Here is a 24,430-nt window from a genome sequence, read left to right as displayed (position 1 = left end):
TTATGATGTTCGCATCGTGCCTCGCCAAGGCTTCACTTACGGTAGCCGAGAACGCCAACCTGTTGACCGGAAGCGCCAATCAGCATGAAGGAACCGACCTCCCTCGCCAGCTGGACCCGTGCCTTGCGCAAGCAACTCGACGCGCTGGGACTGGACAGCATTGCCCTGTGCCAACAGGCCGGGCTCGATCCGCACTTGATGGACGACCCCAACGCGCGCTATCCACTGTCCGGCACTACCCGCCTGTGGGAAATCGCCGTGCAGGTCAGCGGCGACCCGGCGATTGGTCTGCGGGTGTCGCGCTTTGTCAGCCCGACCACCTTTCATGCGCTCGGATATGCGCTGGTCGCCAGCGGCAGTTTGCGGGAAGTGTTTGAACGTATCGTGCGTTATCACCCGGTGGTCAGCGATGCGCTGGAACTGGAGCTGAGTCGTAGCGATGATCGCTATCAATTTCGTCTGAAAATTCCGTCAGGCAATCCGGCGCCGGCCTTCGAAGCCATCGATGCGTTCGCCGCAATCTATGTGCGCACCTGCCGCAATCGCCTCGGCCGCGATTACGCGCCGCTGGCCGTTTATCTGCGCCGCCCGGAACCGGCCGACGCGCACCAATGGCACAAAGTCTTCCGCGCCCCGGTGCATTTCGGCTGTGCCGAGGATCGCCTGGAGTTCGCCCTCGCCGACTTCGACAGCCACCTCGACGACGCCAACCCGGAACTCGCCGAGCACAATGAAGCCGTGCTCAAACGCACGATGGCCCAGCTCAAACCGCTGACCTGGGAGCGCAAAGTGCGCGATGCCATTGAAGAACAATTGCCGGAAGGTGAGCCAAGTGCTGAACGGATTGCCCAGGCGCTGCACCTGAGTTTGCGCAGCTTGCAAAGGCATCTGGCGGATGAGGGTTGTCGCTTTGATACCTTGTTGAACGAGAGCCGCGAGAATCTGGCGCTGCTGCACCTGCGCGATCCGCAGTGTTCGCTGAGTGAGGTGAGTTATCTGCTGGGGTTCGCTGATACCAGCAGCTTCAGCCGCGCGTTCAAGCGCTGGACGGGGCTGACGCCGGGGCAGTTTCGGGATGGCTTGCGCTGATCGTCAGCCTTTAGCCAGACTTCGCTCCATACCGGACGACCATTGTTCGATCATGGCAGCCCCCATCTCGGCGAAAGCTGGATGAGTTGCGCTGTACTCCGCCATTTCGCCCATCGCCACCAGCATGCCGTTAGCAACTTGCAGCAGTAATTCACTGCAACGCGCCTCAGTCAGGTTGCAGACCGTCCGGCCAAAACGCACCAGCATTTTGTGCTTGGGCCAAGCCTTCGAGCCACCCAAGAGCAACGCCATGCTGTCGTGCTTTATGTAGACCGACGTGGTGATGATGTCGTATGCGGGCGCGAGTCTGATTGTCGATTTCTCGCCACAGTCTTCGTACAACACACCGAAGTTTTTTAGATGTGCATCGCCGTTTTTCAAGCCTGCGGACAAAGCCACAATTTTGAAAAATGCTTCCAGCGCCTGATTGAGCAATGCAGGCGAAACAAATGCTTTGATCTGCCGGGCCGCGCCTTCGTAAGAGCCGTCGTATTTGGCTTTCGAGGGCCAACCGTTGAGCACGCAAAAGTCCTCAAAACCGAGGTAGCCTGTAGCGCTCAGGTCAAAGCGCTCGATAACCAGAAACTTGCCATGTTCGCTCAGCTCAAACTGCGGCACCTCAAGCCCGCTGTGTTGCGCAGCACGCATGCAAAAGTATTCGTTGGTTGCCAACTGCGGATATTCATCGGCGCGAAAAGCTTTAACCAGGTGAGTGGATCCCCGATGAGTCAGGCGATCAATCGCAGCCGCACTGTCACGCACCAGTACTTTGGGCTGCACTCCTGATACCCCGGAATACTGGCCATAGGTTTGCAACAGATCCTCGAACAAGTCTTGCGCACCATCGTGTACCAGCAGATCGGCAAGCGACGTTTCAGGCGGGCGATCCGTCATCGATGCGCCGGCAATGGATAATCGACCGAGCTGATAGGGGCCGACAATGGCCAGCAATGCAAAGTCATCGAAGCCGCGAACCGCTTTGCTGAAACGCCGGACCAGCTCATCACGAAGCGCGCCTTCGGGCAGGTTCATCTCGAAAACCGGATGAATGCCATGCTCCCAACCATAACTTTCCAACCGGGACGGCATTGTCAGTGACACGGCATTCTCGGCACTGCCTTCTTCGCGGTAATTGAAGACGCTGTCGACTCGATCTTGCCCGTGCGCCAACGTTCCCACCGCTTGTCCGCCGACACTGACGTTTAATCGATCCGATGACTCAGTCATGGAAGCTGACCTTTTGCAGCGTATCGAGTGTCGGGCGGCGAGCCTGCCGTGGAGCCGCAGTCAGCTCATAGCCAAACCCGTTGAGGATCGCTTCGACTTTGCGCAGGCCGATTTCCGCAATGGTGTTGTTTTCTATCCCCGAGATCGTCGAGCGGCTCATTCCGTATTGCTGAGCCAATGCCTGTTGGGTCATTTTGTTCGCCTTGCGCAGGGCTTTGATCAATTCGCCAAGCTGTTCCATGTAATTTCCCGCATCAAATACGATGCAAATTGAGATATTTGCTTGTTTTGCATCGCATTTGATGCACTCGTCCAACAAGATTAGCCTAATTACGAGTGATCAAGAAGTAGTCACTTGCTAACCATAAATCCCAGTTCAAAACCGGTGCCGTCAGCATCACTGCTGACCCGAACCTGCCCCCCATGCAATTGCATGATCGACTGCACGATCGCTAACCCCAACCCACCCGAATCCCCCGGCTCTGCCCGTGAAGGATCGACACGGTAGAAACGGTCGAACAACTTGCCCAAATGCTCCGGCGCAATCGCCTGGCCATGGTTGTGAACCTGCAACCAGCACTCACCTGGCTCGTCGCGACGACGCAAGCTGATCACCGATCCGCGATCAGCGTGACGCACGGCATTGGCCAATAGATTGCCAAGCGCTCGCTGCAACAGTTGCTGATCGGCCAGCAATTCACCGAGCAGTCGATTGTCCAGCCGCAGATCGCGGTCATCGGCCAACGCTTCAAAATAATCACACAACTCGCTACCAACGCTATGCAAATCCAGCGTTTGCAGATTAAGCGCGCGCTCAGCCTGTTCTGCACGAGCGAGAAACATCAGGTTTTCCGCCATGCGCTTGAGCCGTTCAAACTCTTCCATATTCGAAGCCAGAACTTCCTGATACTCCGCCGTGCTGCGCGGATGATTCAGTGCCTGGCCGTTGCTGGCGAGCAAGGTGTGCAACGGCGTACGAATCTCGTGGGCGAGGTCAGCGGAGAACTGCGACAGGCGCTGCACGCTGTCGTCCAGCCGCGCGAGCATGCCGTTGAGCGCCTGCACCGGTTCGAGCAGTTCGACAGGCGTGCCATTGGCGGGCAAGCGTTGATCGAGGCTGCGCAGATCGATGCCGCGCACCGCTTCGCTCAACTGCCGCAACGGTTGTAGGCCCCGCCGCAGTAACAGCAGGCCCAAGGCAAAAGCGAGCAACGCGCCCAGTCCAACCGACAGGTACAAGCGCATGCGATAGCTGCCGAGCATCTGCTCGCGCTCACTCAGCACTTTGCCGGCGATCACCGTCAGCGGCTCGCCGTTCGGCCCTTGCGCTGCGCCGGACAACAGCGCCAGTTCAGCACCGTCCGGCGCTTGCCACGTGAGTACATCGGAACGCTGTGGCGTGTGCTCGCGGGGGATGGCGTTCAGCGCAGGCAAATCGCGTTGACGGGGATTGATCGCGATCACGCTTGAACCGTCGGCACGCAGCACCAGCAGCAGACTGTCGAGATTGCCAAGCATGTTCTGATACAGCCGTGGCCGTGCCTGCAAAGCGCCCAAGCTATCGCTGTCGGCGAGCAAGGCGCGCACTTGCTCCAGTCGACCGAGCAACGCGAGGTCGTCGCGATAGGCGATTTCCGACGCGAGCGAACGGTAGAGAAATACGCCAATCGCGCTCAGCACCAACGCGCAGACCAGTGCGAACGCCAGCGCCAGGCGCCAGGCGATCGACCTAGAGCGCATCGTCGGGAGCTTCCAGCTGATAACCGACGCCGCGCACGGTATGGATCAGTTTCGGCATGTACGGATCATCGACTTTCGCGCGCAGACGGCGCACTGCGACTTCGACCATGTTGGTGTCGCTGTCGAAATTCAGGTTCCACACCTGCGAGGCGATCAACGTGCGCGACAGCACTTCGCCCTGGCGACTAGCGAGCAGTTGCAGCAGGGCGAACTCTTTATTGGTCAGGGAAATGCGCTGACCACCGCGACTGACGCGACGGCGCAGCACGTCGATTTCCAGATCGGCGATGCTGTACGACTCGGCTTCGCGCATCGGCCCACGGCGCAGCAATGTGCGCACGCGCGCGAGCAGTTCGGCGAAGGCGAAGGGTTTCAGCAGATAGTCGTCGGCACCCAGTTCGAGGCCGCGTACGCGGTCTTCAATGGCGTCCTTGGCCGTCAGGAACAACACCGGCGTAGCGCTGCGCTGGCGGATCAGTTGCAGCAACTGCCAGCCGTTGAGGCCGGGGAGCATCACGTCGAGGATGATCAGGTCGTATTCCTGCTGCTCGATGAAGTAACGGCCATCGAGACCATTGAGCGCCACGTCCACGGCAAAACCCGATTCGCCCAGGCCTTTGGCGAGGAAATTCGCGGTTTTGGCTTCATCTTCTACGACCAGCAAACGCATGGCACACCTCGATTGACAGGCACACAGGCTAGGCGCCTTCGGCGGCGTTGCCCATTACAAACTTGTAATCAGACTGACGAGGTTCTGACGAAGACCGGCGATTAAGGTGGCGACCTTAGCTTTTGGAGCCTGTCCATGACCGTCAAATACCTTGTCGCCAGCCTGGCCGTCAGCCTCAGCGCCAGCGTGTTCGCAAGCCCTGAACTGCCGCGCCATGCCGACCTCGACCTGAAAACCGCGCAACTGCTGGCCAACACGGCAATGAGCAATTGCACCGGCACCGTGTCGGTGCTCGACCGTGGCGGCAACCTGCTGGTGACCTTGCGCGGCGACGGTGTCGGCCCGCACAACACCGCCGCCAGCCAACGCAAGGCGTACACCGCGCTGTCGACGAAAACCGCGACCCGGCTGTTTGCCGAACGTGCCCGCAACAACCCGGAAACCGCCAACCTCAACACCCTCGACGAGTTGCTGTTGCTCGGTGGCGGAATTCCGCTGTTCCTCGGCTCTGAGCTGGTTGGCGCCATGGGCGTGGCCGGTTCCGGGGGCGGTGAACAAGACGAAAACTGTGCGCTCAAGGCTGCCGAGAAAACCGGTCTGGCCACCACCCGTTCCCAATAAAGAGATGCATCGATGAATACTTTGCGCATGACTTTCGCCGCGCTCGGCCTGAGTGCTTTCTCAAGCCTGGCGCTGGCCGCTGGAAACCCCTTGAGCGTGCACGTGCTCAATCTGGAAAACGGCCTGCCGTCGCCGGGCATCGACGTGACGCTGGAGAAACACGTCGGCCAGAACTGGCAGCCGTTGGCTCAGGGCACAACCAATGAACAAGGGCGGATTGCCGAACTATTCCCGGCCAAGCAGCCTTTTGAGGCGGGCGAATACCGCGTGGTGTTCAAGACCGGCGAGTACTTCAAGAAGATCAGGCACGACACGTTCTTCCCGGAGATCCCGGTGATTTTCGAGGTAAAACAGACCGATCAGCATTACCACATCCCGCTGCTGCTCAGCCCGTACGGCTTCTCGACCTATCGCGGTTCCTGATCCCCACACCAATCCCCACAGGGGCCAGTTCCAACAGGGGATCGGTGTGAGTTTTTAGATCGTGGCCAAGGCGCGTAAGCGCGTGGCGTCGAGGATTTCGATTTCGCCGTACCCGAGCCCGATAATCCCTTGGCCCTGAAAATCCTTGAGAATCTGGTTGGTGGTCTGCCGTGACAGCGACAGCATCGACGCCAGTTGCTCCTGCGGCAGTTGCAGCACCCGGCGCGGCGCATCGAATTCGCCGTAGCCTTCGGCGATCATCAGCAAACGATGGGCCAGGCGTGCCGGCGCTGGCAGCAGGCTTAGTTGTTCGAGGTTGATAAAGGTCAGGCGCAGTTTGTGGCTCATCAGCAGCGCCAGATGCCGCCAGTACACCGGCTGTTCGTCGAGCAGTTTCAGCAGCGTCGCCTGCGGAATATTCAGCAGGGTGCACGGCCCGACGGCATAGGCGTCATGGGTGCGCGGCTGACCATCGAACAGACAGATTTCGCCAAACCAGTGCGGCGCCTCCACCAGGCTCAATAACGCCTCCTTGCCCTGCTCGCTGACCGCACCGATGCGCACGGCGCCATCAAGCACCGCGTACAAACCGCAAGGCGCATCACCGCGCTGGAACAACCGTTGCCCCGCCGTCAGCCGCCGCTCCCGGGCCGCTGCCAGCAGACTATCCTGAAAGGACACCGGCAGATGACTGAACCACTGGCCGCTCATCAGCCGCGAACGCATTTGCATAAACACTCCTGGATTGTCGCCTGCCTGACAGAGCGAAACCTGATCCCGAGGGATGATGCAATCAACCCTACCGGAGGAACAACAATGAAAAACCTCGTCGACCATCTCAGTCAATACGCCGCCTACCACCGCGATCCGCGCAACATCGCCAGCCACTTTATCGGTATTCCGCTGATCGTGGTGGCGGTGGCCGTGTTGTTGTCGCGGCCAGAATGGTTGCTGGGTGGCTTGTGGATATCTCCAGCCGTTGTGTTGGCGCTGGCCTCGGCGTGGTTTTATCTGCGCCTGGAAGTGAAGTTGGGCGTACTGATGACGGTGCTGATGGGCCTATCTGTGTGGGCCGGGCATGTTCTGGCGCAGCAAAGCACCATGGTCTGGCTGAGCAGCGGTGTGGCGATGTTTGTGATCGGCTGGGTGATCCAGTTTGTCGGGCATCACTATGAAGGACGCAAACCGGCGTTTGTCGATGACGTGTCGGGGCTGATTGTCGGGCCGCTGTTTGTCGTGGCCGAATTGGCGTTCATGCTCGGGATGCGGCATGAGTTGAAAGAACAGATCGAGGCGCGGGCGGGGGTGGTGCGGGTCAATCCGAATCGTGCGGCTGTTTAGACCGCTTTCGCGAGCAGGCTCGCTCCCACATTGGATGGGTGTTGAACACAAAATTTGTGAACAACCAAAATCCCTGTGGGAGCGGGCTTGCTCGCGAAGCTTTTGGTTTTAAAGGCTGGCGACTTTCTGCCAGACCTTCGGCTTGAAGAACAGGGTTTCACCCTTGGCCAAGCCGATCAGGCTGTCGTGATCCTTGACCACTTCGGCTTCGATCAGATCGGTCTGCCCTTCAACCTTCAACGTCACCCGCGTAGTCGCGCCCAACGGCCGAATATCACGCACCTCAGCCGCATGGTGATCCTCCAGCTCATGCTTGGACAACGACACCTCGTGCGGACGGAACAGCACGTGATTGTCGTCACTCAACAGCAGGCGGTTCGAATCCCCAAGGAAGTGGTAAACGAAATCGCTGGCCGGGTTTTCGTAGACGTCGCCCGGTGAGCCGATCTGCTCGATCACGCCCTTGTTCATCACCACGATACGGTCAGCAACCTCCATCGCCTCTTCCTGGTCGTGGGTTACAAAAACCGAAGTCAGGTTGATGTCTTCGTGCAGCCGCGCCAACCAGCGGCGCAGTTCTTTACGCACCTTGGCATCAAGGGCGCCGAACGGCTCATCCAGCAGCAACACCTTCGGCTCTACCGCCAAGGCGCGGGCCAGCGCGATGCGCTGACGCTGGCCACCGGACAACTGCTCCGGATAACGATCCGACAGCCAGTCCAGCTGCACCATGTTCAGCAGTTCGTGAACCTTGACCGCGATCTGGCTTTCGCTCGGGCGCTGGTTTTTCGGTTTCATGCGCAGGCCGAACGCGACGTTGTCGAACACGGTCATGTGGCGGAACAAGGCGTAGTGCTGGAACACGAAACCGACGTTGCGATCACGCACGTCGTGGCCGGAGACGTCTTCGCCGTGGAAGACGATGTTGCCCTGATCCGGGGTTTCCAGACCGGCGATAATCCGCAACAGCGTGGTCTTGCCGCAGCCCGAGGGGCCGAGCAACGCGACCAGTTCACCGCTGTGGATGTCCAGGCTGATGTTGTCCAGCGCCCTGAACGCATTGAAATTCTTGCTGACGTTACGCACTTCGATCGACATGAATTATTCCTCCGCGGCGCTGGCGCGCAGGCGGTTGATACGGTTTTCGCTCCACTGCTTGAGCAGCAGGATGAAGAGCGCCAGGATCAGCAACAGGCTCGCCACGGCGAACGCGGCCACGTGGTTGTATTCGTTGTAGAGGATCTCGACGTGCAACGGCAAGGTGTTGGTCACCCCGCGAATGTGCCCGGAGACTACCGAGACCGCACCGAATTCACCCATGGCCCGCGCGGTGCACAGCACCACGCCATAAATCAGACCCCACTTGATGTTCGGCACGGTGACATGCCAGAACATCTGCCAGCCGTTGGCGCCGAGCAGGCGTGCGGCTTCTTCTTCCTGCGTGCCTTGTTCCTGCATCAGCGGAATCAGCTCGCGGGCCACGAACGGCACGGTGACGAAAATCGTCGCCAGCACGATGCCCGGCAGGGCGAAGACGATCTGGATGTCGTGATCCTGCAGCCACGGCCCGAACAGGCCCTGCGCACCGAACATCAGCACGTAGACCAGACCGGCGATCACCGGCGACACCGAGAACGGCAGGTCGATCAGCGTCACCAGCATGCTCTTGCCGCGGAACGAGTATTTGCTCACGCACCATGCGGCGCTGACGCCAAACACCAGGTTCAGCGGTACCGAAATCAGCACGGCGAATACAGTGAGTTTTAGTGCCGACAGTGCATCCGGTTCAAAGATCGCGATGAAAAATGCGCCGAGGCCATTCTTCAAACCCTGCGATACGACGATGAACAACGGCAGCAGCAGAAACAGGAAAAAAACCAGCCAGCCAAGGCCGATCAGGACTCTGCGCGAAGTGGCACTGCCACGGCGCGCGGCGTTGGCCGAAGAGGCGGCCGCAATAGACGATTGGGACATGGTTCGCGCCTCCTTATGGGGTTTCGATGCGCCGCTGCAGCAAGTTGATCAGCAGCAACAGGACGAAGGAAACTACCAGCATCAACACGCCGATGGCAGTGGCGCCGGTGTAATCGTATTGGTCGAGTTTGACCATGATCAGCAGCGGCAGGATCTCGGTTTTCATCGGCATGTTGCCGGCGATGAAAATCACCGAACCGTACTCGCCGACGCCTCGCGCAAACGCCAGGGCAAAACCGGTGAGCCAGGCAGGCAGCAGCGCGGGGACGAGGATGTGGCGGAACACCTGCAACGGTTTCGCACCGAGGCATGCAGCGGCTTCTTCGACTTCACGGGGAATGTCGGCCAATACCGGTTGCACCGTGCGCACCACAAACGGCAGTGTGACGAAGGTCAGCGCCAAAGTGATACCCAGTGGGGTGTAAGCGATTTTGAAACCGAGGTCTGCAGCGAACTGGCCGACCAGTCCGGCCGGCGCATACAGCGCGGTCAGCGCGATGCCGGCCACCGCTGTCGGCAGGGCAAATGGCAGATCGATCATCGCGTCGATCACCTTGCGCCCCGGGAAGGTGTAGCGCACCAGTACCCACGCCAGCAGCGTGCCGATGATGCCGTTGATGATCGCGGCGCACAGCGCGGTGCCGAAGCTCAGCTTCAATGCCGCCAGCACCCGTGGTGCGGAGATGATCGCCCAGAACTGATCCCAGGTGAGTTGGGCGGCGTGGACGAACATCGCCGCCAGGGGGATAAGCACAATCAGGCTGAGGTACACCAAGGTGTAACCCAGCGTCAGCCCGAAGCCGGGTATGACGGGGGAGATACGACGCGACATGAAAGTCCTTGGTTAAAAACGCATCAATGTGGGAGTGAACCCTGTGGCGAGGGGATTTATCCCCGTTGGGCTACGCAGTAGCCCCAAAATCGGCAAATGCGGAAAACCAGATACACCGCATGTGATGGTTTTGGGGCAGCTTCGCTGCCCAACGGGGATAAATCCCCTCGCCACAAAAGCCCGCTCCCACAGTTTTGTAGTCAGATTACTGCGCCTGATAAATCTGGTCGAACACGCCACCGTCGTTGAAGAATTTCGGCTGCGCGGTTTTCCAGCCGCCAAAGTCCTTGTCGATGGTCACCAGGTCCAGTTTCGGGAACTGCTGGGCGTACTTTGCAGCCACGTCCTTGTCACGCGGACGGTAGAAGTTCTTCGCTGCAATTTCCTGACCGGCCGGGCTGTACAGGTGCTTCAGATAGGCTTCGGCGATCTGCTCGTTGCCCTTCTTCTCGGCGTTCTTGTCGACCACGGCCACTGGCGGCTCGGCGAGGATCGACAGCGAAGGCACGACGATGTCGAACTTGTCGGCGCCGCCATCTTCTTTCAGCGCCAGGAACGCTTCGTTTTCCCAGGCCAGCAACACGTCGCCCTGACCGTTGTTGACGAAAGTAATGGTCGAACCGCGCGCACCGGTGTCGAGGATCGGCACGTGCTTGAACAGGGTTTGTACATATTCCTTGGCTTTTTCTTCGCTGCCGCCGTTGGCTTTCAGGCCATAGGCCCACGCTGCAAGGAAGTTCCAGCGTGCACCGCCGGAGGTTTTCGGGTTCGGCGTGATCACCGAGACATCGTTCTTGACAAGATCGCCCCAGTCCTTGATGCCTTTCGGGTTGCCCTTGCGCACCAGGAAGACGATGGTCGAGGTGTACGGCGTGCTCGCTTCCGGCAGACGCTTCTGCCAGTCGGCGGGCAGGGTCTTGCCGAGCTTGGCGATTTCATCGATGTCGCCAGCCAGCGCCAGGGTTACTACGTCGGCGCGCAGACCGTCGATCACCGCACGGCCCTGCTTGCCCGAACCACCGTGGGATTGCTGGATTTTCACGGTGTCGCCGGCGTGGTCTTTCTGCCAGAACTTGATGAATTCGGCGTTGTAGTCCTGATACAGCTCGCGCGTCGGGTCATACGACACGTTGAGCAGCTCGTAATCCTTGGCAACCGCGGAACCGGCAAACACAGCGCTGGCCAGGGCGGCCAAAGCGTAACGGCGAATCGACGACATGGTGAAAGCTCCTGGAATTCTGGTGGTGGCTTTTTCTTATGAATATCTGGAATCGGGTTTGCCGGCTAAAGATCGGAGCCTGCGGCAGCTCCTACATCAATCCCCCGTAGGAGCTGCCGCAGGCTGCGATCTTTTGATCTTCACCTCAGCCCGGTTGTTTACCCGGTTGCTGCAAACGGAATTTTTCTTTGCGTTCGATCTGCACGACCTGCGCGTTGTGCACAGTGATCTCCACCGCGCCAAACCGCAGATCGCGCAGGGCGCTCTGGATTTCACGCAAGATGGTGGTTTCGTCCTGACCGTCAACGCTGCGAAGGGATGCGCTCATGGTGCTGCTCCTTTGAATGGGATTTGCCTGGCAGTGGGCGGCACTGCGTTCGGCGTGGGAGCAATATAAGAGAGGCATGGATATTCTTAAAAAGACTATTTAAGAATGTTTATATAACTAGAAAACATTATGTGGCGGGGCAAGGGTTTGCAGCCTGTTGAAGCAAAAGATCGCAGCCTCCGGCAGCTCCTACAGTAATTGCGTAGGAGCTGCCGAAGGCTCGGGCCGCGATCGGACGATCTTTTGATCTTTAACCAATCAATGGCGCGCGCGCCCAATCAATCTCCGAGGCAGGACTCGGCCGTCCAAACCAGTAGCCCTGTCCAAGATCACATTCCTGCGCGAGCAGGAACACCGCCTGCTCAGCCTGCTCAATCCCCTCGGCATGCACCTGCATGCCCATGCTCCGCGCCAGCGCAATAATCACCCGGACAATCGCCGCGTCATCCTCATCCCACGGCAAACCGGCCACAAAGCCCTGATCGATCTTCAATTTTTGCACCGGCAAACGCTTGAGTCGCAGCAGCGACGAATAGCCGGTGCCGAAATCATCAATCGCCAGGCGAATCCCCAACTCACGCAAACGATGCATCTGCTCCAGTGCCACTTCCGGATCGTCCATCACCGCACTTTCGGTGACTTCCAGCTCCAGATACGCCGGATCCAGCCCGGTGTCATGCAGCACCTGCGCCACTTGCTGATACAACTCGCGGCGCGCAAACAACCGCGATGACACATTGACCGCGACAAATGACAGCACCATTCCGGCCTGCTGCCACTCACACATCTGCCGACAGGCCTGTTGCATCACCCATGCGTCGATTTCGGCGATCAATCCGGTGCGTTCGGCAATCGGGATGAACTCCGCCGGCGACACCAGACCGCGTTGCGGATGCTGCCAGCGAACCAGCGCTTCGACGCCAATCAGTCGACTGCTTTTCAGGTCATGCACCGGCTGGTAGTAGACACGCAGTTCCTGCTGTTCCAGCGCCCGGCGCAGTTCGAACGCGATTTCGACCCGTCGCTGAGCGTGGGCGGTGAGCTCTTCGGTGTACAAGGCGTAACCGTTTCGGCCGCTGCTCTTGGCCTTGAACAATGCCGCATCGGCATTACGCAACAGTTGATCGGCGCTCAATGCATCGCTGGGGAACAGGCTGATGCCGATGCTGGCGTTTATGAACAACTCGTGGCCATCGATGCAGAACGGTTCCTTGAGCGCATCGAGAATGCGTTGCGCCAGTGCCGCCGCTTGCACGGGCTGTGGACAACTTTCCGCGAGCACGGCGAACTCGTCGCCGCCGAGCCGCGCCAGGGTAATCCCCGGTCCGAACAGTTCCTGTAGCCGCGCCGCCACCGCCTTGAGCAAGCGGTCACCGACGTTATGCCCGAGGCTGTCGTTGATCATTTTGAAGTGATCGAGATCGAGCATCAGCAACGCGCAACCGCGCTTGTGGATTTGCGCAGAGGCCAGCGCCTGCTCGGCACGATCGCTGAACAACAGGCGATTGGGCAGATCGGTCAGCGGGTCGTGGTGCGCAAGGTGTTTGAGCTCATGCTCGGAGTGCTTGATCGCGCTGATATCGGAAAACACCGCGACGTAATGACTGAGGCGGCCCTGATCGTCATGAATGACGCGGATGGTTTGCCACTGTGGATAAATCTCGCCGCTCTTGCGGCGGTTCCAGATTTCCCCGCTCCATTCGCCCTCGGTCTCGAGGGTGGCGAACATTGCCTGATAGAAACCCGGCGGATGATGCCCGGACTTGAACAGACTGGGACGCTGGCCGAGGACTTCCTCGCGCTGATAACCGGTGATCTCGATGAATGCACGATTGACGTGCACGATCAGCCCCTGGTGGTTGGTCACCAACACCCCTTCGCGGGTGCAATCGAACACCGCTGCGGCCTGGCGCAGGCGTTCGCGATCAGCGTGACGCTCGCGCAACCGCGCGCCGATCCCGAGAAACTCGCACAGTCGAACCCGCGCCAGAAAAATCAGCGCGGCGCTGACCGCCGCAAACACATAACCGTTGATCAGTTGCCATCGGCCAAGATCGACGGAGTTATCGAAGAAATTGTTTAATAAATGATCAGCACCTTGCAGCCAGACGACGGCAAGCACGAGATAGAGCAGCGCTGCACGCAAGGCATCGCGATATGTGGCAGACATTCGGCTATCCATGTCCCTACAAAAAGGTTGGAATTATAGGTCAAGAAACATCCAGCGACTCTTATCTGAAAGGGCGACTGGTTTTATCTGTGTGCTTAGTGATAATGCAACGGCTGTTTTTATCTTTATCGAGGGCCCTATAGCCTATGTGGTACGAAGGTTTTCTTGGCTTGTCGGCCTGGTCTCTGGTCGCGGTCACCCTGTTGATGACCCACGTGACAATTGTCGGCGTCACGGTCTATCTGCACCGCTATTCGGCCCATCGCTCGCTTGAGCTGAATGCCGGCCTGAAGCACTTTTTCCGTTTCTGGCTGTGGCTGACCACGGCGCAGAACACCCGCGAGTGGACCGCCATCCACCGTAAACACCACGCCAAGTGCGAAACCGAGGATGACCCGCACAGCCCGGTCATCAAAGGCCTTTCCACCGTGCTGCGCACTGGCGCCGAGCTGTACCGCGCTGAAGCGCAGAATCCGGAAACCCTGCGCATCTACGGCAAGAACTGCCCGGAAGACTGGATCGAACGCAACGTCTACAGCCGCTACCCGCTGCTGGGCGTGGCAATCATGGGCGTGATCGACCTGCTGCTGTTCGGCACCATCGGCATCACCATCTGGGCGATCCAGATGATGTGGATCCCGGTATGGGCCGCCGGCGTGATCAACGGTCTTGGCCATGCCGTCGGCTACCGCAACTTCGAATGCCGCGACGCGGCGACCAATCTGGTGCCGTGGGGCATCCTGATCGGCGGCGAAGAACTGCATAACAACCATCACACTTACCCTAACTCGGCCAAGCTGTCGGTGAAGAAGTGGGAGTTCGACCTCGGTTGGGCGTGGATCAAAGTGTTCAGTTTCCTGCGTCTGGCCAAGGTTCAGCGTGTCGCGCCGATCGCCCACCGGGTCGAAGGCAAGGGCAATCTGGACATGGACACCGCCATGGCGATCCTCAACAACCGCTTCCAGATCATGGCCCAGTACCGCAAGTTGGTGATCGGGCCGCTGGTCAAGCAAGAGCTGGCCAAGGTCGATCATTCGGTGCGCCACCAGTTCCACCGCGCCAAGCGTCTGCTGTCGCGGGAAACCAGCCTGCTTGAAGATCGTCATCACTTGCGCATCCAGAACATGCTCGAACACAGCCAGGCATTGAAGGTAATTTACGAAAAACGCCTGGCCCTGCAGCAGATCTGGGTCAAGACCAGCGCAAATGGTCACGACATGCTCGCGGCCATCAAGGAATGGATTCACGAGGCGGAAGCCAGTGGCATTCAGTCGTTGCGTGAATTCGCCGACCAGTTGAAAACCTACTCGCTGCGCCCTACTGCGTAATCGCGTAATCGCGTAATCGCGTAATCGCGTAATCGGTAGGAGCTGCCGCAGGCTGCGATCTTTTGACTTTGTCTTTTTGAAAACAACGTCAAGAGATCGCAGCCTGCGGCAGCTCCTACAGGGTTGACCATTGGCAGCCGCCCGGCGGAACCCCGCACCCGCTGGGAACTTCGCTGAAAATCCCCTATCTCAAAGACACTTCGCCACCCCGGCGGGTTGTACTGTGGTTGTTGTCGAACTCCCGGCACGCCCTTTGAGATCTGTGCCGATGGTCAACAACAATCAAAAAGACTCATCCTTCCCGCAGTGGCCCGAGGCCGCGCAAACCCTCATGGCATTGATGCACGCCCAAGGCGAAGTAGCGCGCTTGAGCGAACGCGAACAGCTGTTCAGCTCGCTGCTGGTCAGCGTCAACGCCGTACTCTGGGCCTTCAACTGGGAAACCCGGCAGGTGCTGTACGTCAGCCCGGCTTATGAACGGATTTTCGGCCGCTCTGCCGGCCTGCTGCTGGCCGACCACAACCAGTGGCGCGACAGCATCTACCCCGACGATCTGGAATACGCCGAACGCAGCCTCGCCGAAGTGCTGCACAAAGGCGCGGTGGAAGATCGCGAATACCGCATCATCGCCGCCGATGGCCAGGTGCGCTGGCTCAGCGACAAGTGCTTCATCAATCGCCAGGACGAACTCGGGCAACCGGTGATCATCGTCGGCATCGCCGAAGACATCACCGACAAGAAGCAGATGGAAACCGAGCTTCATCGCCTGGCGACCACCGACGTGCTGACGCAAAGCAGTAACCGCCGGCACTTTTTCGAATGCGCCAACCGCGAGTTCGAAGAGGCGCGCCTGCAAGGTTCGCCCATGGCCTTTCTGCTGCTGGACATCGACGATTTCAAGATAATCAACGACACCTACGGCCACCCGGAAGGCGACAACGTGCTGCAGCGGATTGCCGAGTGCGGGCGCGGTTCGTTACGCCGTGGCGATCTGTTCGGGCGAATTGGCGGGGAAGAGTTTGCCGCGGTGTTTCCGGGCTGTGCGCCGGACATGGCGATGCAGGTGGCCGAGCGGTTGCAGCAGGAGATTCAACGGTTGAGTTTCAGCCATGCCGGCCAGACATTCGGCATCAGCGTCAGCCAGGGCCTGACCAGTCTCACTGAAGAAGACGAAAGCCTCGACAGCCTGTTCGCCCGCGCGGATGCAGCGATGTACGAAGCCAAGCGCCAAGGCAAGAACCGCATCATCACAGCCTGACCCCAATACAAAACCTGTAGGAGCTGCGGCACGCTGCGATCTTTTGATCCTGATCTTCTAAAATAAAAAGATCGCAGCGTGCCGCAGCTCCTACAGGGGGATTGTGCGAATATTATTTGCGCATCCGCATCAACTCCGGCAAGCCGATCTTGAGCAGGCGCGCCGTGCGGCTCTTCGCCAACTCTTCGATGCCTTCATGCTCGGTCAGATGCGCCATCTGCGCGGCCATGTTCATCACCAGCGCCTCGCGCGAATACACCCCGCCGCCAAGCTGGTAGACCGACGCAATCAACTCACGCAGCTCCAGCGGCAGTCGCCAGCGCGTACGCAGCGCCGAACCGTAGGCTGCACCAAATTGCGCCAGCGCTTCGCCAACCTCCTCCAGCTCATCCAGCTCACCGCCAGCCTGCTGCCATTCCTGCAAACAACGCAGCAGCGCGAGATCACCCAGACGGTGAAGCATGCCTGCGCAATAGCAGCGCTCCTGATCGAGATCAAGCAGTCGAGCCAGCGTGCGCGCGTATTCGGCGGTGTGCAGCGACAGCCCCCAGTAACGCTCGGCATAATCGGCCAGACACGGGTCACTGAGCTTCGCACTGCGCTTGAGTGCCAAACCGAGAATCAGGTTCATGCTTTGTCCGGTGCCCAACCGATGCAGCGCCTGCGCCAAGGTTTGCACCGGGGCGCCATGATGCTGCGCCGCGCTGTTAGCCGCCGCAATCAACACTGCAGTGATCTGCGGATCGGTTTTAATCTCATCTTCCAACAGCTTCAGATCGAGGCCATTCGGATTGAGGCTGCGCTTCACCGCCACCTGCACATCGGTCATCAATGGCGCGCCATCGGCCTGCTCACGACGTCGCTCGAGAAATACCGACAGGGTCATGCCCGGCGCCAGCGCCGGTACTTCACAAAACACCTCTTCCCCGGCATTGAGCAGCAAACCCTGCAAACGCGCAGTCAGGCTTTCCATGTTCAGGGGTTTGGTCAGGTACGCGGTCGGCGCCAGCGGCAGGGCTTCACGCACACTGGCACTGTCGTTGCGGCTGCTCATCAGAATGAACGGCAGCGGCGGATTGCGTTTGCGTTGACGCACACTGCGCAGCACATTCAAGCCATCGACGCCGGGCAGTTCCCAATCGACGATGGCCAGGTCATAAGGAATTTCGCTGAGCATCGACAGCGCTTGCTGGCCATCGGCACACAGATCCAGCCGCGCATCGCAGCGCACGTTCAGCAGCACTTGTTTGAGCAGGTCGCGGGACCACGGATCAGCCTCGGCAATCAGCACTCGCGGTACGGCGGGTAATTCAACGGCAGTCATGCGCGCTCTCCCTTGCAATCCCTGAACCTTAGCCAATGCTGGCCTTTCGATACAGCGCTAAAGCGCCCGATGTGTTTCAAGGGGCGTAAAAAAACCCGCCGAAGCGGGTTTTTTGTCGATCAGGTCACACTGGGTGATCAGAGCTCGGAGAAGCACTCTTCGATGATCGCCAGGCCTTTGTCCAGTTGCTCGTCCGGCGAGGTCAGCGGTACGAGTACGCGCAGAACGTTGCCGTAGGTGCCGCAGGACAGCAGGATCAGACCTTTGTCGCGGGCCTTGGCCACAACCGATGCCACTGCTGCAGCGTTCGGCTTGTGGCTGTCGCCGTTTTCGAACAGCTCGACCGCGATCATCGCGCCCAGGGCACGGACTTCACCGATCACCGGGTACTTGGCCTGAATGGCCTTCAGGCCAGTGACCAGACGCTCGCCGACTGCCTTGCAACGATCCAGCAGGTTTTCTTCTTCGAACACTTCCATCACTGCCAGAGCAGCGGCGCAAGCGATCGGGCTACCGGCGTAGGTGCCACCGAGGCCGCCCGGAGCAATGGCGTCCATGTATTCGGCCTTGCCGCAAACACCGGCCAGCGGGAAGCCGCCAGCGATGGATTTGGCGAAGGTGGTCAGGTCGGCAGCAACGCCCATCTGTTCCATGGCGAAGAACGTACCGGTACGGCCAGCGCCTGTTTGTACTTCGTCAGCGATCAGCAGAATGCCGTGCTGGTCGCACAGCGCGCGCAGACGCTTCATGAATTCCTTCGGCGCGACGTAGAAACCACCTTCACCCTGTACAGGCTCGATGATGATCGCGGCGATGTCTTTCGGCTCGGCGTCGTTCTTGAAGATGCGTTCGATGGAAGCGATCGAGTCGTCGATGCTTACACCGTGCAGCTCATTCGGGTACAGCGCGCGGAAGATGCCGCCTGGCATCAAGCCCATGCCGGCCGAATACGGCACGACTTTACCGGTCAGGCCCAGGGTCATCATGGTGCGACCGTGGTAGGCGCCGGTGAAGGCGATCACGCCAGCGCGGCCAGTGGCGGCACGGGCGATTTTCACGGCGTTTTCTACCGCTTCGGAACCTGTGGTGACCAGCAGGGTTTTCTTGGCGAAATCACCCGGGATCTTCGCGTTGATCTTTTCGCACACTTCTACGTACGGCTCGTAAGCCAGCACCTGGAAGCAAGTGTGGGTCAGCTTGTTCAGCTGTTCGGTCACGGCGGCGATGATTTTCGGGTGCACGTGGCCGGTGTTCAGTACAGCGATACCGCCGGCGAAGTCGATGAACTCACGACCTTCAACGTCAGTCACGGTAGCGTTTTTTGCCGACTCAGCGAAGATCGGGTGAATCTGGCCTACACCACGTGGAACAGCTGCGGTACGACGGGCCATCAGTTCAGCGTTAGTCTTGCTCATTACAGTCCTCATTCGCCGCTCATCGGGCGGCGTGGTTCAAGGATTAAGCGGGAGGAAGCGACGGCGGCAGCATGCGATGATCGACTGCCACGGCGTTCCCGGCCGCAGAGAAAATTCCGGTTTGAAACGACGCAAAGGGACAGCGCTCTCGTGCCCTTTGCGTTTGCAGCGATCCTTGTCCGGGCTTAGATGCCCAGGCAGAGGTATTTGATTTCCAGGTAGTCTTCGATGCCGTACTTGGAGCCTTCACGGCCCAGGCCCGAGGCCTTGATGCCGCCGAACGGCGCGACTTCATTGGAGATCAGCCCGGTGTTGACGCCAACCATGCCGTATTCCAGTGCTTCAGCGACACGGAACACACGACCGAGGTCGCGAGCATAGAAGTACGAAGCCAGACCGAACTCGGTGTCGTTGGACATCGCGATCACTTCGGCTTCGTCTTTGAAGCGGAACAGCGGTGCCAGCGGGCCGAAGGTTTCTTCCTTGGCCACTGCAGCATTTTTCGGCACGTTGGTGAGGATGGTCGGTTCGAAGAAGTTGCCTTCCATCGCCTTGCCACCGGCCAGCACGGTCGCGCCTTTGGCCACAGCGTCAGCAATGTGCTCTTTGACCTTGGCCACGGCTTTTTCGTCGATCAGCGGGCCAGTGGTGGTGCCGTCTTCCAGACCGTTGCCGATCTTCAGTTTCGCCACAGCCACTTTCAGTTTCTCGGCGAACGCGTCGTAGACCGAATCCTGAATGTACAGACGGTTGGCGCAAACGCAGGTCTGGCCGTTGTTGCGGTACTTGGAAATGATCGCGCCTTCGACGGCCTTATCCAGGTCCGCGTCGTCGAACACGATGAACGGCGCGTTGCCGCCCAGTTCCAGCGAGACTTTCTTGATGTCCTTGGCGCACTCAGCCATCAACTGGCGACCAATTTCGGTCGAACCGGTGAAGGACAGTTTGCGCACGATCGGGTTGCTGGTCAGCTCGCTGCCGATGTCGCCGGCGCTGCCGGACACCACGCTGAACACGCCCGCAGGAATGCCCGCGCGCTGAGCCAGTTCGGCCAGGGCGAAAGCGGAAAACGGCGTTTGCGAAGCCGGCTTGAGGACCATGGTGCAACCGGCGGCCAGTGCCGGGCCGGCTTTACGGGTGATCATCGCGGCCGGGAAATTCCACGGGGTGATCGCTGCAGTCACGCCAATTGGCTGCTTGATCACGATCAAGCGCTTGTCGGGCTGGTGACCTGGAATCACGTCACCGTAGATGCGCTTGGCTTCTTCGGCGAACCACTCGATGAACGAAGCGGCGTAAACGATTTCGCCCTTGGCTTCGGCCAGCGGCTTGCCCTGTTCGAGAGTCATCAGGCGCGCGAGGTCGTCCTGGTTCTCGATCATCAGTTCGAACCAGCGACGCAGCTTGCCTGCACGCTCCTTGGCGGTCAGTGCACGCCAGGCTGGCAGCGCTTTGTCAGCGGCTTCGATGGCACGGCGGGTTTCGGCGGCGCCCATTTTTGGCACGGTACCGAGGATTTCACCGGTGGCCGGGTTGTTGACCTTGATCGTCTGACCGTTGTCCGCATCGACCCAAGCGCCATCAATGAAGGCTTGCTGGCGGAACAACAGGGTGTCTTTAAGCTGCATGTCGGCTTTCCTTAACAGCACCGCGGCCTGCGCGGAGCAAATTATGATTGTAGAAAGGCGCCTCGCAAGGCTGCCGTCAGGGAAATCAGTGACCGGGTGTGGCGCATAAACAGTGGACGATTCGAACCACCAGCGCTTCAACACCCAGCAAAGAGCGTTTGAAATCTCAAACGGATCGTAGGATCAAAGGGGGTAAAGGACAATAGGTCGTTCGAAAAAAAGAACAAAAACGCCGCGTTTGTGGAAATTTTCAGATCAACGAGCAAAAAGCCCTGGCGGCAACAGAACCATAGATCAGTCCCGCGAAAGCGCCAAGCGAGGGTTTTGCAGGACGTTACAGCTTTCAGGAATGCAGCGATTTCAACCGACACGCGCACTGACAATCCGCGCCGAAACCCAGCATGGACGCCCCGAGCCGACCTAGGTATGATGTCGCCCGCTGCACCAGTAGCTCAGCTGGATAGAGTACTGCCCTCCGAAGGCAGGGGTCGTGGGTTCGAATCCCGCCTGGTGCACCATTGATTTAAACGAGAAAGCCCCGGACTGTGATGGTCCGGGGCTTTTTTGTGGGCGATGAACAGACTGCGCAACGACGCTACTCCGTCGTCCAGTCAAACTCATCGTAATCATCATCGTCCTCTTCTTCCTCAATCTCCTCAAAAACCTCGTCTTCATCAACGACATCTTCTTCCGGCTGATTCAGCAGAAACTCCTTGCGTGCTTCAGTAATCGCGCGCCGTATCTCTTCGCCCTTCTCGGGGCAATTGAGGAGTTGGGCGATGCGGTCAATTTTCGATGCCACGTTGTCCTCCAGTGGATTGGCAATGCCCCGATATTGCGCGCTTTTGCGGGGCAATGCCAAATGGCGGGAGGAGAAGCCGGTCATTTTTTCTGCAACTGTTCGAGTCGGGCGTCGAGATCGGCGTTCGGATAGCGTTTGTGCAGGTTGTTGAACAGGCTGTCGGCCGCTTGTGACTGACCGGATTCGCGCAGGCGCAGAACTTCACGCAGTTGTGCATCGAGACCATTGACCGGCGCGGCGGCGCGTTTGCCGAGTTTGGCTTCATCGGCGCTGATCGCCTGACTTTGCATTGGCGCAGCCATTTCCGCCATTGGCGCGGGAGTGGGCATGCCGCCAGCGGGGGCGCTCAATGCCTCGGGCGCCTGTTTGCGGGCCAGTGGCGCTGCCGGTTTGGCTGTCGGAGCGAAGTCGAATTGTGGTTGCGGCTCAGGCGCGCGCTGCACCAGCGACAACATCAGGGCGACGCCGACGAGACTGGCGAACGCAACTTGCCAGCGCGGTTTGCGGCAGGCGTCGAGCCAGCGTTGCCACAGGCTTGGCTTCGGCGCCGGGATCTCGCGGCGGGCAGCATTGAGAATGAATGCATCGAGGTGCGCTGGCGGTTCAGCGTTGTGCTGTTCGCGCACATGTTTTATCACCGAGTCATCGGGTGTCTGGCGGGCGTCAGTCATGTCAGTACCTCCTCGGCCAGCAGCCGACGCAGTTTTTGCTGGGCGTAGCGCAAGCGGCTTTTCACGGTTTCCAGCGGTGTTTCGGTGAGGCTGGCGATTTGTGCCAGGTCGAGGTCGCCGTGGGCACGCAGCAGGAACACTTCGCGCTGGTCGGCGGGCAGGGTTTGCAGGGCGCTTTCCAGACGCTGGCTGTCGCGGCTAAGGCTGAGCAGTTGTTCTGGATCGTTCGCGTCATCGCTGACGGCGTGCGCCTGTTCGTCATAGCTGTCGTGCAGCGGTTGCCGGGCGCCATGTTTGCGCCAGTGATCGATCAGACGATTGCGTGCAATCTGGAACAACCATGTACGAAAGGTCGCCCGGCCCTGTGGCTGACTGGTGCTGCGGATCAGGCTCAGCCAAGTGTCCTGAAACACTTCGTCGGCCAACTCCGGCTTGCCGCTCAAACCGAGCAGAAACTGATACAGGCCCTGGCGGTGGCGCGCGTACAAGATCTCGAACGCCGCGCCGTCGCCCTCGCGATAACGCGCCAGCAGCGCTTCATCGCTGCTGGCGGTTGAGCTGTCTGCCGAAGCAAACAGCTGGCTGATGAACCCCTTCAGACGACTCACTTATTCAATCCGTCGTGGAGTGGCCGGCGCATTCGCTGCGGTCGAGGTGCGCAGGCTCTGCGCCAGTTCCACCAGTTGCACGAACTCGTTGCGCAGGCCGAAGCGATCGTCACCACGCGCGCCACGGGCCAGCGCCTCAGTGTCTTTCAGGCTGAAGTCGCCGGTGTAGCGGCCATCCTTGAGTTGCTGGGAAAACGCGGCGACCGCAGCGGCAAAGCGCAGGTCTTCACTGGCGGGGGCGACCTGATTGGTAATCGGCCGTTCGATCAGCCGACTTTTCCCACCTTCGGGTTGTTGATAACGTACACGCAGCATCGCCATTTCTCCGTTTTTCGCGGAAGCAACCGGCGGCGATTGGCCGTAACGCAGCGGCTCCAGCCAGCCCTTCTCACCTGCCGGGACAATTTCATACAGCGCGGTCACTGTGTGTCCTGCGCCGATTTCACCGGCATCGACTTTGTCATTGCTGAAATCCTCACGCTTCAATGCACGGTTTTCGTAGCCGAGGAGGCGATATTCACTGACCTGCGCCGGGTTGAACTCCACCTGCAACTTGACGTTCTTCGCTACCACGGCGAGGGTCGAGCCGAGTTGATCGACCAGCACCTTGCGTGCCTCGCGCAGGTTATCGATATAGGCGTAGTTGCCATCGCCAGCGTCGGCCAGTTGCTCCATCAAGTGTTCATTGTAGTTATCCACACCAAAACCCAAGGTGGTCAGGGATATCCCGCTTTTGCGTTTATCCACAGCCATTTGCTTGAGGCTGTCGAAGTCGCTGACGCCGACATTGAAGTCGCCATCGGTGGCCAGAAGAATGCGGTTGATGCCGTTGGGGATGAAGGCTTGTTGCGCCATCTGGTAGGCCATTTCGATGCCTGAAGCGCCAGCGGTCGAACCACCTGCAGTCAATTGCTCGATAGCCGTACGAATTTTCGCTTTTTCCCGTCCGGAAGTAGGTTCAAGCACCACTCTGGATTCGCCGGCGTAGACGACCAACGACACGCGATCCTGATCGCGCAATTGATCGACCAGCAGTTTCAAAGTGCTTTTGACCAGCGGCAGGCCCTCGCGACGATCCATGGAACCCGACACGTCGACCAGAAACACCAGATTGGCCGGTGCCAGTTCCGCCACGGCGCGGTCGGAGGCCTTGATGCCGATACGCAGCAACCGCGTGTGCGGGTTCCACGGAGAGGCAGCCAGCTCGGTGGTCACGCCAAACGGCGAGCCATCGCTGGGCAACGCGTAGTCGTAGGGGAAGTAATTGACCATTTCCTCCAGTCGTACCGCACCTTCCGGCGGCAGACGTCCTTGATTGAGCAGACGGCGAACATTGGCGTACGCGCCCGTATCGACATCAGCACTGAAGGTTGAAACCGGCGTTTCGGTGACGCTGTGGATCGGGTTGTCAGGCAGCGTCTGATATTGCTCGCGCTGCTCGTCACGATAGCCCTGTGGATAACTGTCCGCGCTGGGCATCGCGGCAAAACTGGCCAGCGGCGCCGGATGCGCCATGCGCTTGGCCATCGTTCCGCCCGCCATGATCGCTTCCTGTTGAACCACAGCTTGAGGCTGCGCAGGCGCTGGCACAGCGGCGGAATCAGGATTGGAAGAGACGCCGCAACCACCGACGGCCAACAACATACCGACCACTACGGGACGCAAAAGAAGATGAGACATGGGGGCTGACCTCGGGATGAAATTGATCATTCATCCAGTGAGACGGGCAACCCTTTCAGTTCGGGTTAAACGCCGCTAAAAA

General features: G+C 59.4%; 24 protein-coding genes and 1 tRNA gene. 7 read left to right on the top strand and 18 right to left on the bottom strand.

Going from position 1 to position 24,430, the window contains the following annotated elements; genetic code table 11:
• Window positions 1-84 precede the first annotated feature (84 nt).
• Window positions 85-1,089 carry an AraC family transcriptional regulator gene (locus tag C2E19_RS02130; protein ID WP_129387451.1) on the top strand — a complete coding sequence of 335 codons (1,005 nt, stop codon included), beginning with the start codon at window positions 85-87 and terminating at the stop codon, window positions 1,087-1,089.
• Window positions 1,090-1,092: 3 nt separating this feature from the next.
• Here C2E19_RS02130 and C2E19_RS02125 read toward each other — a convergent pair whose 3' ends face one another.
• From C2E19_RS02125 to C2E19_RS02110, 4 genes are all read right to left on the bottom strand, one after another.
• Window positions 1,093-2,316, bottom strand: a complete 1,224-nt coding sequence (locus C2E19_RS02125) for a type II toxin-antitoxin system HipA family toxin (protein WP_129387448.1) — start codon at window positions 2,314-2,316, stop codon at window positions 1,093-1,095.
• On the bottom strand, window positions 2,309-2,557 hold the full coding sequence (locus C2E19_RS02120; protein ID WP_129396079.1) for a helix-turn-helix domain-containing protein: 249 nt from the start codon (window positions 2,555-2,557) through the stop codon (window positions 2,309-2,311). The genes C2E19_RS02125 and C2E19_RS02120 overlap by 8 nt, the downstream gene beginning before the upstream one ends.
• A gap of 110 nt (window positions 2,558-2,667) precedes the next feature.
• Entirely contained in the window at window positions 2,668-4,056 is a 1,389-nt protein-coding gene (locus tag C2E19_RS02115; protein WP_129387445.1) for a heavy metal sensor histidine kinase, read from the bottom strand.
• Entirely contained in the window at window positions 4,046-4,726 is a 681-nt protein-coding gene (locus C2E19_RS02110; RefSeq protein WP_129387443.1) for a heavy metal response regulator transcription factor, read from the bottom strand. The genes C2E19_RS02115 and C2E19_RS02110 overlap by 11 nt, the downstream gene beginning before the upstream one ends.
• 135 nt (window positions 4,727-4,861) lie before the next feature.
• Here C2E19_RS02110 and C2E19_RS02105 point away from each other — a divergent pair, with 135 nt between their 5' ends.
• A complete protein-coding gene (locus tag C2E19_RS02105; RefSeq protein WP_129387440.1) occupies window positions 4,862-5,347 on the top strand; it encodes a heme-binding protein in 486 nt (161 codons plus the stop codon).
• Between the two features lie 12 nt (window positions 5,348-5,359).
• Window positions 5,360-5,770, top strand: a complete 411-nt coding sequence (gene uraH / locus C2E19_RS02100; RefSeq protein ID WP_129387437.1) for a hydroxyisourate hydrolase — start codon at window positions 5,360-5,362, stop codon at window positions 5,768-5,770.
• Window positions 5,771-5,824: 54 nt separating this feature from the next.
• Here uraH and C2E19_RS02095 read toward each other — a convergent pair whose 3' ends face one another.
• Window positions 5,825-6,502: a Crp/Fnr family transcriptional regulator gene (locus tag C2E19_RS02095; protein ID WP_129387434.1), complete on the bottom strand. Its 678-nt coding sequence runs from the start codon at window positions 6,500-6,502 to the stop codon at window positions 5,825-5,827.
• Between the two features lie 84 nt (window positions 6,503-6,586).
• Here C2E19_RS02095 and C2E19_RS02090 point away from each other — a divergent pair, with 84 nt between their 5' ends.
• Window positions 6,587-7,111, top strand: coding sequence for a DUF962 domain-containing protein (locus C2E19_RS02090; protein ID WP_129387431.1), 525 nt, complete (start codon window positions 6,587-6,589; stop codon window positions 7,109-7,111).
• 108 nt (window positions 7,112-7,219) lie between these two features.
• Here the strand turns inward: C2E19_RS02090 and C2E19_RS02085 are convergent, their stop codons facing one another.
• The 6 genes from C2E19_RS02085 to dibA all read right to left on the bottom strand — a co-directional run bounded on the left by C2E19_RS02085 (window position 7,220) and on the right by dibA (window position 13,634).
• Window positions 7,220-8,209: a sulfate/molybdate ABC transporter ATP-binding protein gene (locus C2E19_RS02085; protein ID WP_129387428.1), complete on the bottom strand. Its 990-nt coding sequence runs from the start codon at window positions 8,207-8,209 to the stop codon at window positions 7,220-7,222.
• 3 nt (window positions 8,210-8,212) lie between these two features.
• Window positions 8,213-9,085 carry a sulfate ABC transporter permease subunit CysW gene (gene cysW / locus C2E19_RS02080; RefSeq protein WP_129387425.1) on the bottom strand — a complete coding sequence of 291 codons (873 nt, stop codon included), beginning with the start codon at window positions 9,083-9,085 and terminating at the stop codon, window positions 8,213-8,215.
• A gap of 13 nt (window positions 9,086-9,098) precedes the next feature.
• Complete coding sequence (gene cysT / locus C2E19_RS02075) at window positions 9,099-9,917, bottom strand: sulfate ABC transporter permease subunit CysT (protein WP_008080019.1); 819 nt, start codon at window positions 9,915-9,917, stop codon at window positions 9,099-9,101.
• A gap of 205 nt (window positions 9,918-10,122) precedes the next feature.
• Entirely contained in the window at window positions 10,123-11,136 is a 1,014-nt protein-coding gene (locus C2E19_RS02070) for a sulfate ABC transporter substrate-binding protein (RefSeq protein WP_129387422.1), read from the bottom strand.
• 145 nt (window positions 11,137-11,281) lie between these two features.
• On the bottom strand, window positions 11,282-11,464 hold the full coding sequence (oscA, locus tag C2E19_RS02065) for a sulfur starvation response protein OscA (protein WP_034151822.1): 183 nt from the start codon (window positions 11,462-11,464) through the stop codon (window positions 11,282-11,284).
• A gap of 250 nt (window positions 11,465-11,714) precedes the next feature.
• Complete coding sequence (gene dibA, locus C2E19_RS02060) at window positions 11,715-13,634, bottom strand: phosphodiesterase DibA (protein ID WP_129387419.1); 1,920 nt, start codon at window positions 13,632-13,634, stop codon at window positions 11,715-11,717.
• A 146-nt stretch (window positions 13,635-13,780) separates the two neighbouring features.
• Here dibA and desA point away from each other — a divergent pair, with 146 nt between their 5' ends.
• Window positions 13,781-14,962, top strand: a complete 1,182-nt coding sequence (gene desA, locus C2E19_RS02055; protein WP_129387416.1) for a delta-9 fatty acid desaturase DesA — start codon at window positions 13,781-13,783, stop codon at window positions 14,960-14,962.
• A gap of 268 nt (window positions 14,963-15,230) precedes the next feature.
• A complete protein-coding gene (locus C2E19_RS02050; RefSeq protein WP_129387413.1) occupies window positions 15,231-16,220 on the top strand; it encodes a sensor domain-containing diguanylate cyclase in 990 nt (329 codons plus the stop codon).
• A 112-nt stretch (window positions 16,221-16,332) separates the two neighbouring features.
• Here C2E19_RS02050 and C2E19_RS02045 read toward each other — a convergent pair whose 3' ends face one another.
• From C2E19_RS02045 to gabD, 3 genes are all read right to left on the bottom strand, one after another.
• The gene (locus C2E19_RS02045; RefSeq protein ID WP_129387410.1) at window positions 16,333-17,544 is read right to left on the bottom strand and encodes a response regulator; all 1,212 of its coding nucleotides are present in this window, start codon (window positions 17,542-17,544) and stop codon (window positions 16,333-16,335) included.
• 137 nt (window positions 17,545-17,681) lie between these two features.
• Entirely contained in the window at window positions 17,682-18,959 is a 1,278-nt protein-coding gene (gene gabT, locus C2E19_RS02040) for a 4-aminobutyrate--2-oxoglutarate transaminase (RefSeq protein ID WP_008080000.1), read from the bottom strand.
• A 185-nt stretch (window positions 18,960-19,144) separates the two neighbouring features.
• Window positions 19,145-20,587: an NADP-dependent succinate-semialdehyde dehydrogenase gene (gene gabD, locus C2E19_RS02035; protein WP_129387406.1), complete on the bottom strand. Its 1,443-nt coding sequence runs from the start codon at window positions 20,585-20,587 to the stop codon at window positions 19,145-19,147.
• Between the two features lie 441 nt (window positions 20,588-21,028).
• Here gabD and C2E19_RS02030 point away from each other — a divergent pair.
• Window positions 21,029-21,105: transfer RNA gene (locus tag C2E19_RS02030), tRNA-Arg, on the top strand.
• Window positions 21,106-21,182: 77 nt separating this feature from the next.
• Here C2E19_RS02030 and C2E19_RS02025 read toward each other — a convergent pair.
• The 4 genes from C2E19_RS02025 to C2E19_RS02010 are packed head-to-tail and all read right to left on the bottom strand — an operon-like array spanning window position 21,183 to window position 24,348.
• Window positions 21,183-21,449, bottom strand: coding sequence for a hypothetical protein (locus C2E19_RS02025; RefSeq protein WP_174823956.1), 267 nt, complete (start codon window positions 21,447-21,449; stop codon window positions 21,183-21,185).
• 20 nt (window positions 21,450-21,469) lie between these two features.
• A complete protein-coding gene (locus tag C2E19_RS02020) occupies window positions 21,470-22,060 on the bottom strand; it encodes a hypothetical protein (RefSeq protein WP_129387403.1) in 591 nt (196 codons plus the stop codon).
• The gene (locus C2E19_RS02015; RefSeq protein WP_164979463.1) at window positions 22,057-22,638 is read right to left on the bottom strand and encodes an RNA polymerase sigma factor; all 582 of its coding nucleotides are present in this window, start codon (window positions 22,636-22,638) and stop codon (window positions 22,057-22,059) included. The genes C2E19_RS02020 and C2E19_RS02015 overlap by 4 nt, the downstream gene beginning before the upstream one ends.
• Before the next feature lie 30 nt (window positions 22,639-22,668).
• Complete coding sequence (locus tag C2E19_RS02010) at window positions 22,669-24,348, bottom strand: VWA domain-containing protein (protein WP_129387397.1); 1,680 nt, start codon at window positions 24,346-24,348, stop codon at window positions 22,669-22,671.
• Window positions 24,349-24,430 lie beyond the last annotated feature (82 nt).

Origin of the sequence: Pseudomonas sp. DTU12.3 (assembly GCF_004124275.1) — a bacterium.
GTDB classification, from domain to species: Bacteria; Pseudomonadota; Gammaproteobacteria; order Pseudomonadales; family Pseudomonadaceae; genus Aquipseudomonas; species Aquipseudomonas helmanticensis.
Note: the sequence above shows the minus strand (reverse complement) of the source record. Positions and strands in the feature narration are given on the sequence as shown.

What these genes read in the sequence shown, in the direction of transcription:
- C2E19_RS02045 (WP_129387410.1), bottom strand. Translation starts at nt 17,544, where the DNA reads ATGACTGCCGTTGAATTACCCGCCGTACCGCGAGTGCTGATTGCCGAG.
- oscA (WP_034151822.1), bottom strand. Translation starts at nt 11,464, where the DNA reads ATGAGCGCATCCCTTCGCAGCGTTGACGGTCAGGACGAAACCACCATC.
- C2E19_RS02010 (WP_129387397.1), bottom strand. Translation starts at nt 24,348, where the DNA reads ATGTCTCATCTTCTTTTGCGTCCCGTAGTGGTCGGTATGTTGTTGGCC.
- C2E19_RS02020 (WP_129387403.1), bottom strand. Translation starts at nt 22,060, where the DNA reads ATGACTGACGCCCGCCAGACACCCGATGACTCGGTGATAAAACATGTG.
- C2E19_RS02130 (WP_129387451.1), top strand. Translation starts at nt 85, where the DNA reads ATGAAGGAACCGACCTCCCTCGCCAGCTGGACCCGTGCCTTGCGCAAG.
- C2E19_RS02085 (WP_129387428.1), bottom strand. Translation starts at nt 8,209, where the DNA reads ATGTCGATCGAAGTGCGTAACGTCAGCAAGAATTTCAATGCGTTCAGG.
- desA (WP_129387416.1), top strand. Translation starts at nt 13,781, where the DNA reads ATGTGGTACGAAGGTTTTCTTGGCTTGTCGGCCTGGTCTCTGGTCGCG.
- C2E19_RS02120 (WP_129396079.1), bottom strand. Translation starts at nt 2,557, where the DNA reads ATGGAACAGCTTGGCGAATTGATCAAAGCCCTGCGCAAGGCGAACAAA.
- dibA (WP_129387419.1), bottom strand. Translation starts at nt 13,634, where the DNA reads ATGTCTGCCACATATCGCGATGCCTTGCGTGCAGCGCTGCTCTATCTC.
- C2E19_RS02105 (WP_129387440.1), top strand. Translation starts at nt 4,862, where the DNA reads ATGACCGTCAAATACCTTGTCGCCAGCCTGGCCGTCAGCCTCAGCGCC.
- cysW (WP_129387425.1), bottom strand. Translation starts at nt 9,085, where the DNA reads ATGTCCCAATCGTCTATTGCGGCCGCCTCTTCGGCCAACGCCGCGCGC.
- cysT (WP_008080019.1), bottom strand. Translation starts at nt 9,917, where the DNA reads ATGTCGCGTCGTATCTCCCCCGTCATACCCGGCTTCGGGCTGACGCTG.
- C2E19_RS02115 (WP_129387445.1), bottom strand. Translation starts at nt 4,056, where the DNA reads ATGCGCTCTAGGTCGATCGCCTGGCGCCTGGCGCTGGCGTTCGCACTG.
- C2E19_RS02090 (WP_129387431.1), top strand. Translation starts at nt 6,587, where the DNA reads ATGAAAAACCTCGTCGACCATCTCAGTCAATACGCCGCCTACCACCGC.
- C2E19_RS02070 (WP_129387422.1), bottom strand. Translation starts at nt 11,136, where the DNA reads ATGTCGTCGATTCGCCGTTACGCTTTGGCCGCCCTGGCCAGCGCTGTG.
- C2E19_RS02095 (WP_129387434.1), bottom strand. Translation starts at nt 6,502, where the DNA reads ATGCAAATGCGTTCGCGGCTGATGAGCGGCCAGTGGTTCAGTCATCTG.
- gabD (WP_129387406.1), bottom strand. Translation starts at nt 20,587, where the DNA reads ATGCAGCTTAAAGACACCCTGTTGTTCCGCCAGCAAGCCTTCATTGAT.
- gabT (WP_008080000.1), bottom strand. Translation starts at nt 18,959, where the DNA reads ATGAGCAAGACTAACGCTGAACTGATGGCCCGTCGTACCGCAGCTGTT.
- uraH (WP_129387437.1), top strand. Translation starts at nt 5,360, where the DNA reads ATGAATACTTTGCGCATGACTTTCGCCGCGCTCGGCCTGAGTGCTTTC.
- C2E19_RS02125 (WP_129387448.1), bottom strand. Translation starts at nt 2,316, where the DNA reads ATGACTGAGTCATCGGATCGATTAAACGTCAGTGTCGGCGGACAAGCG.
- C2E19_RS02110 (WP_129387443.1), bottom strand. Translation starts at nt 4,726, where the DNA reads ATGCGTTTGCTGGTCGTAGAAGATGAAGCCAAAACCGCGAATTTCCTC.
- C2E19_RS02050 (WP_129387413.1), top strand. Translation starts at nt 15,231, where the DNA reads ATGGTCAACAACAATCAAAAAGACTCATCCTTCCCGCAGTGGCCCGAG.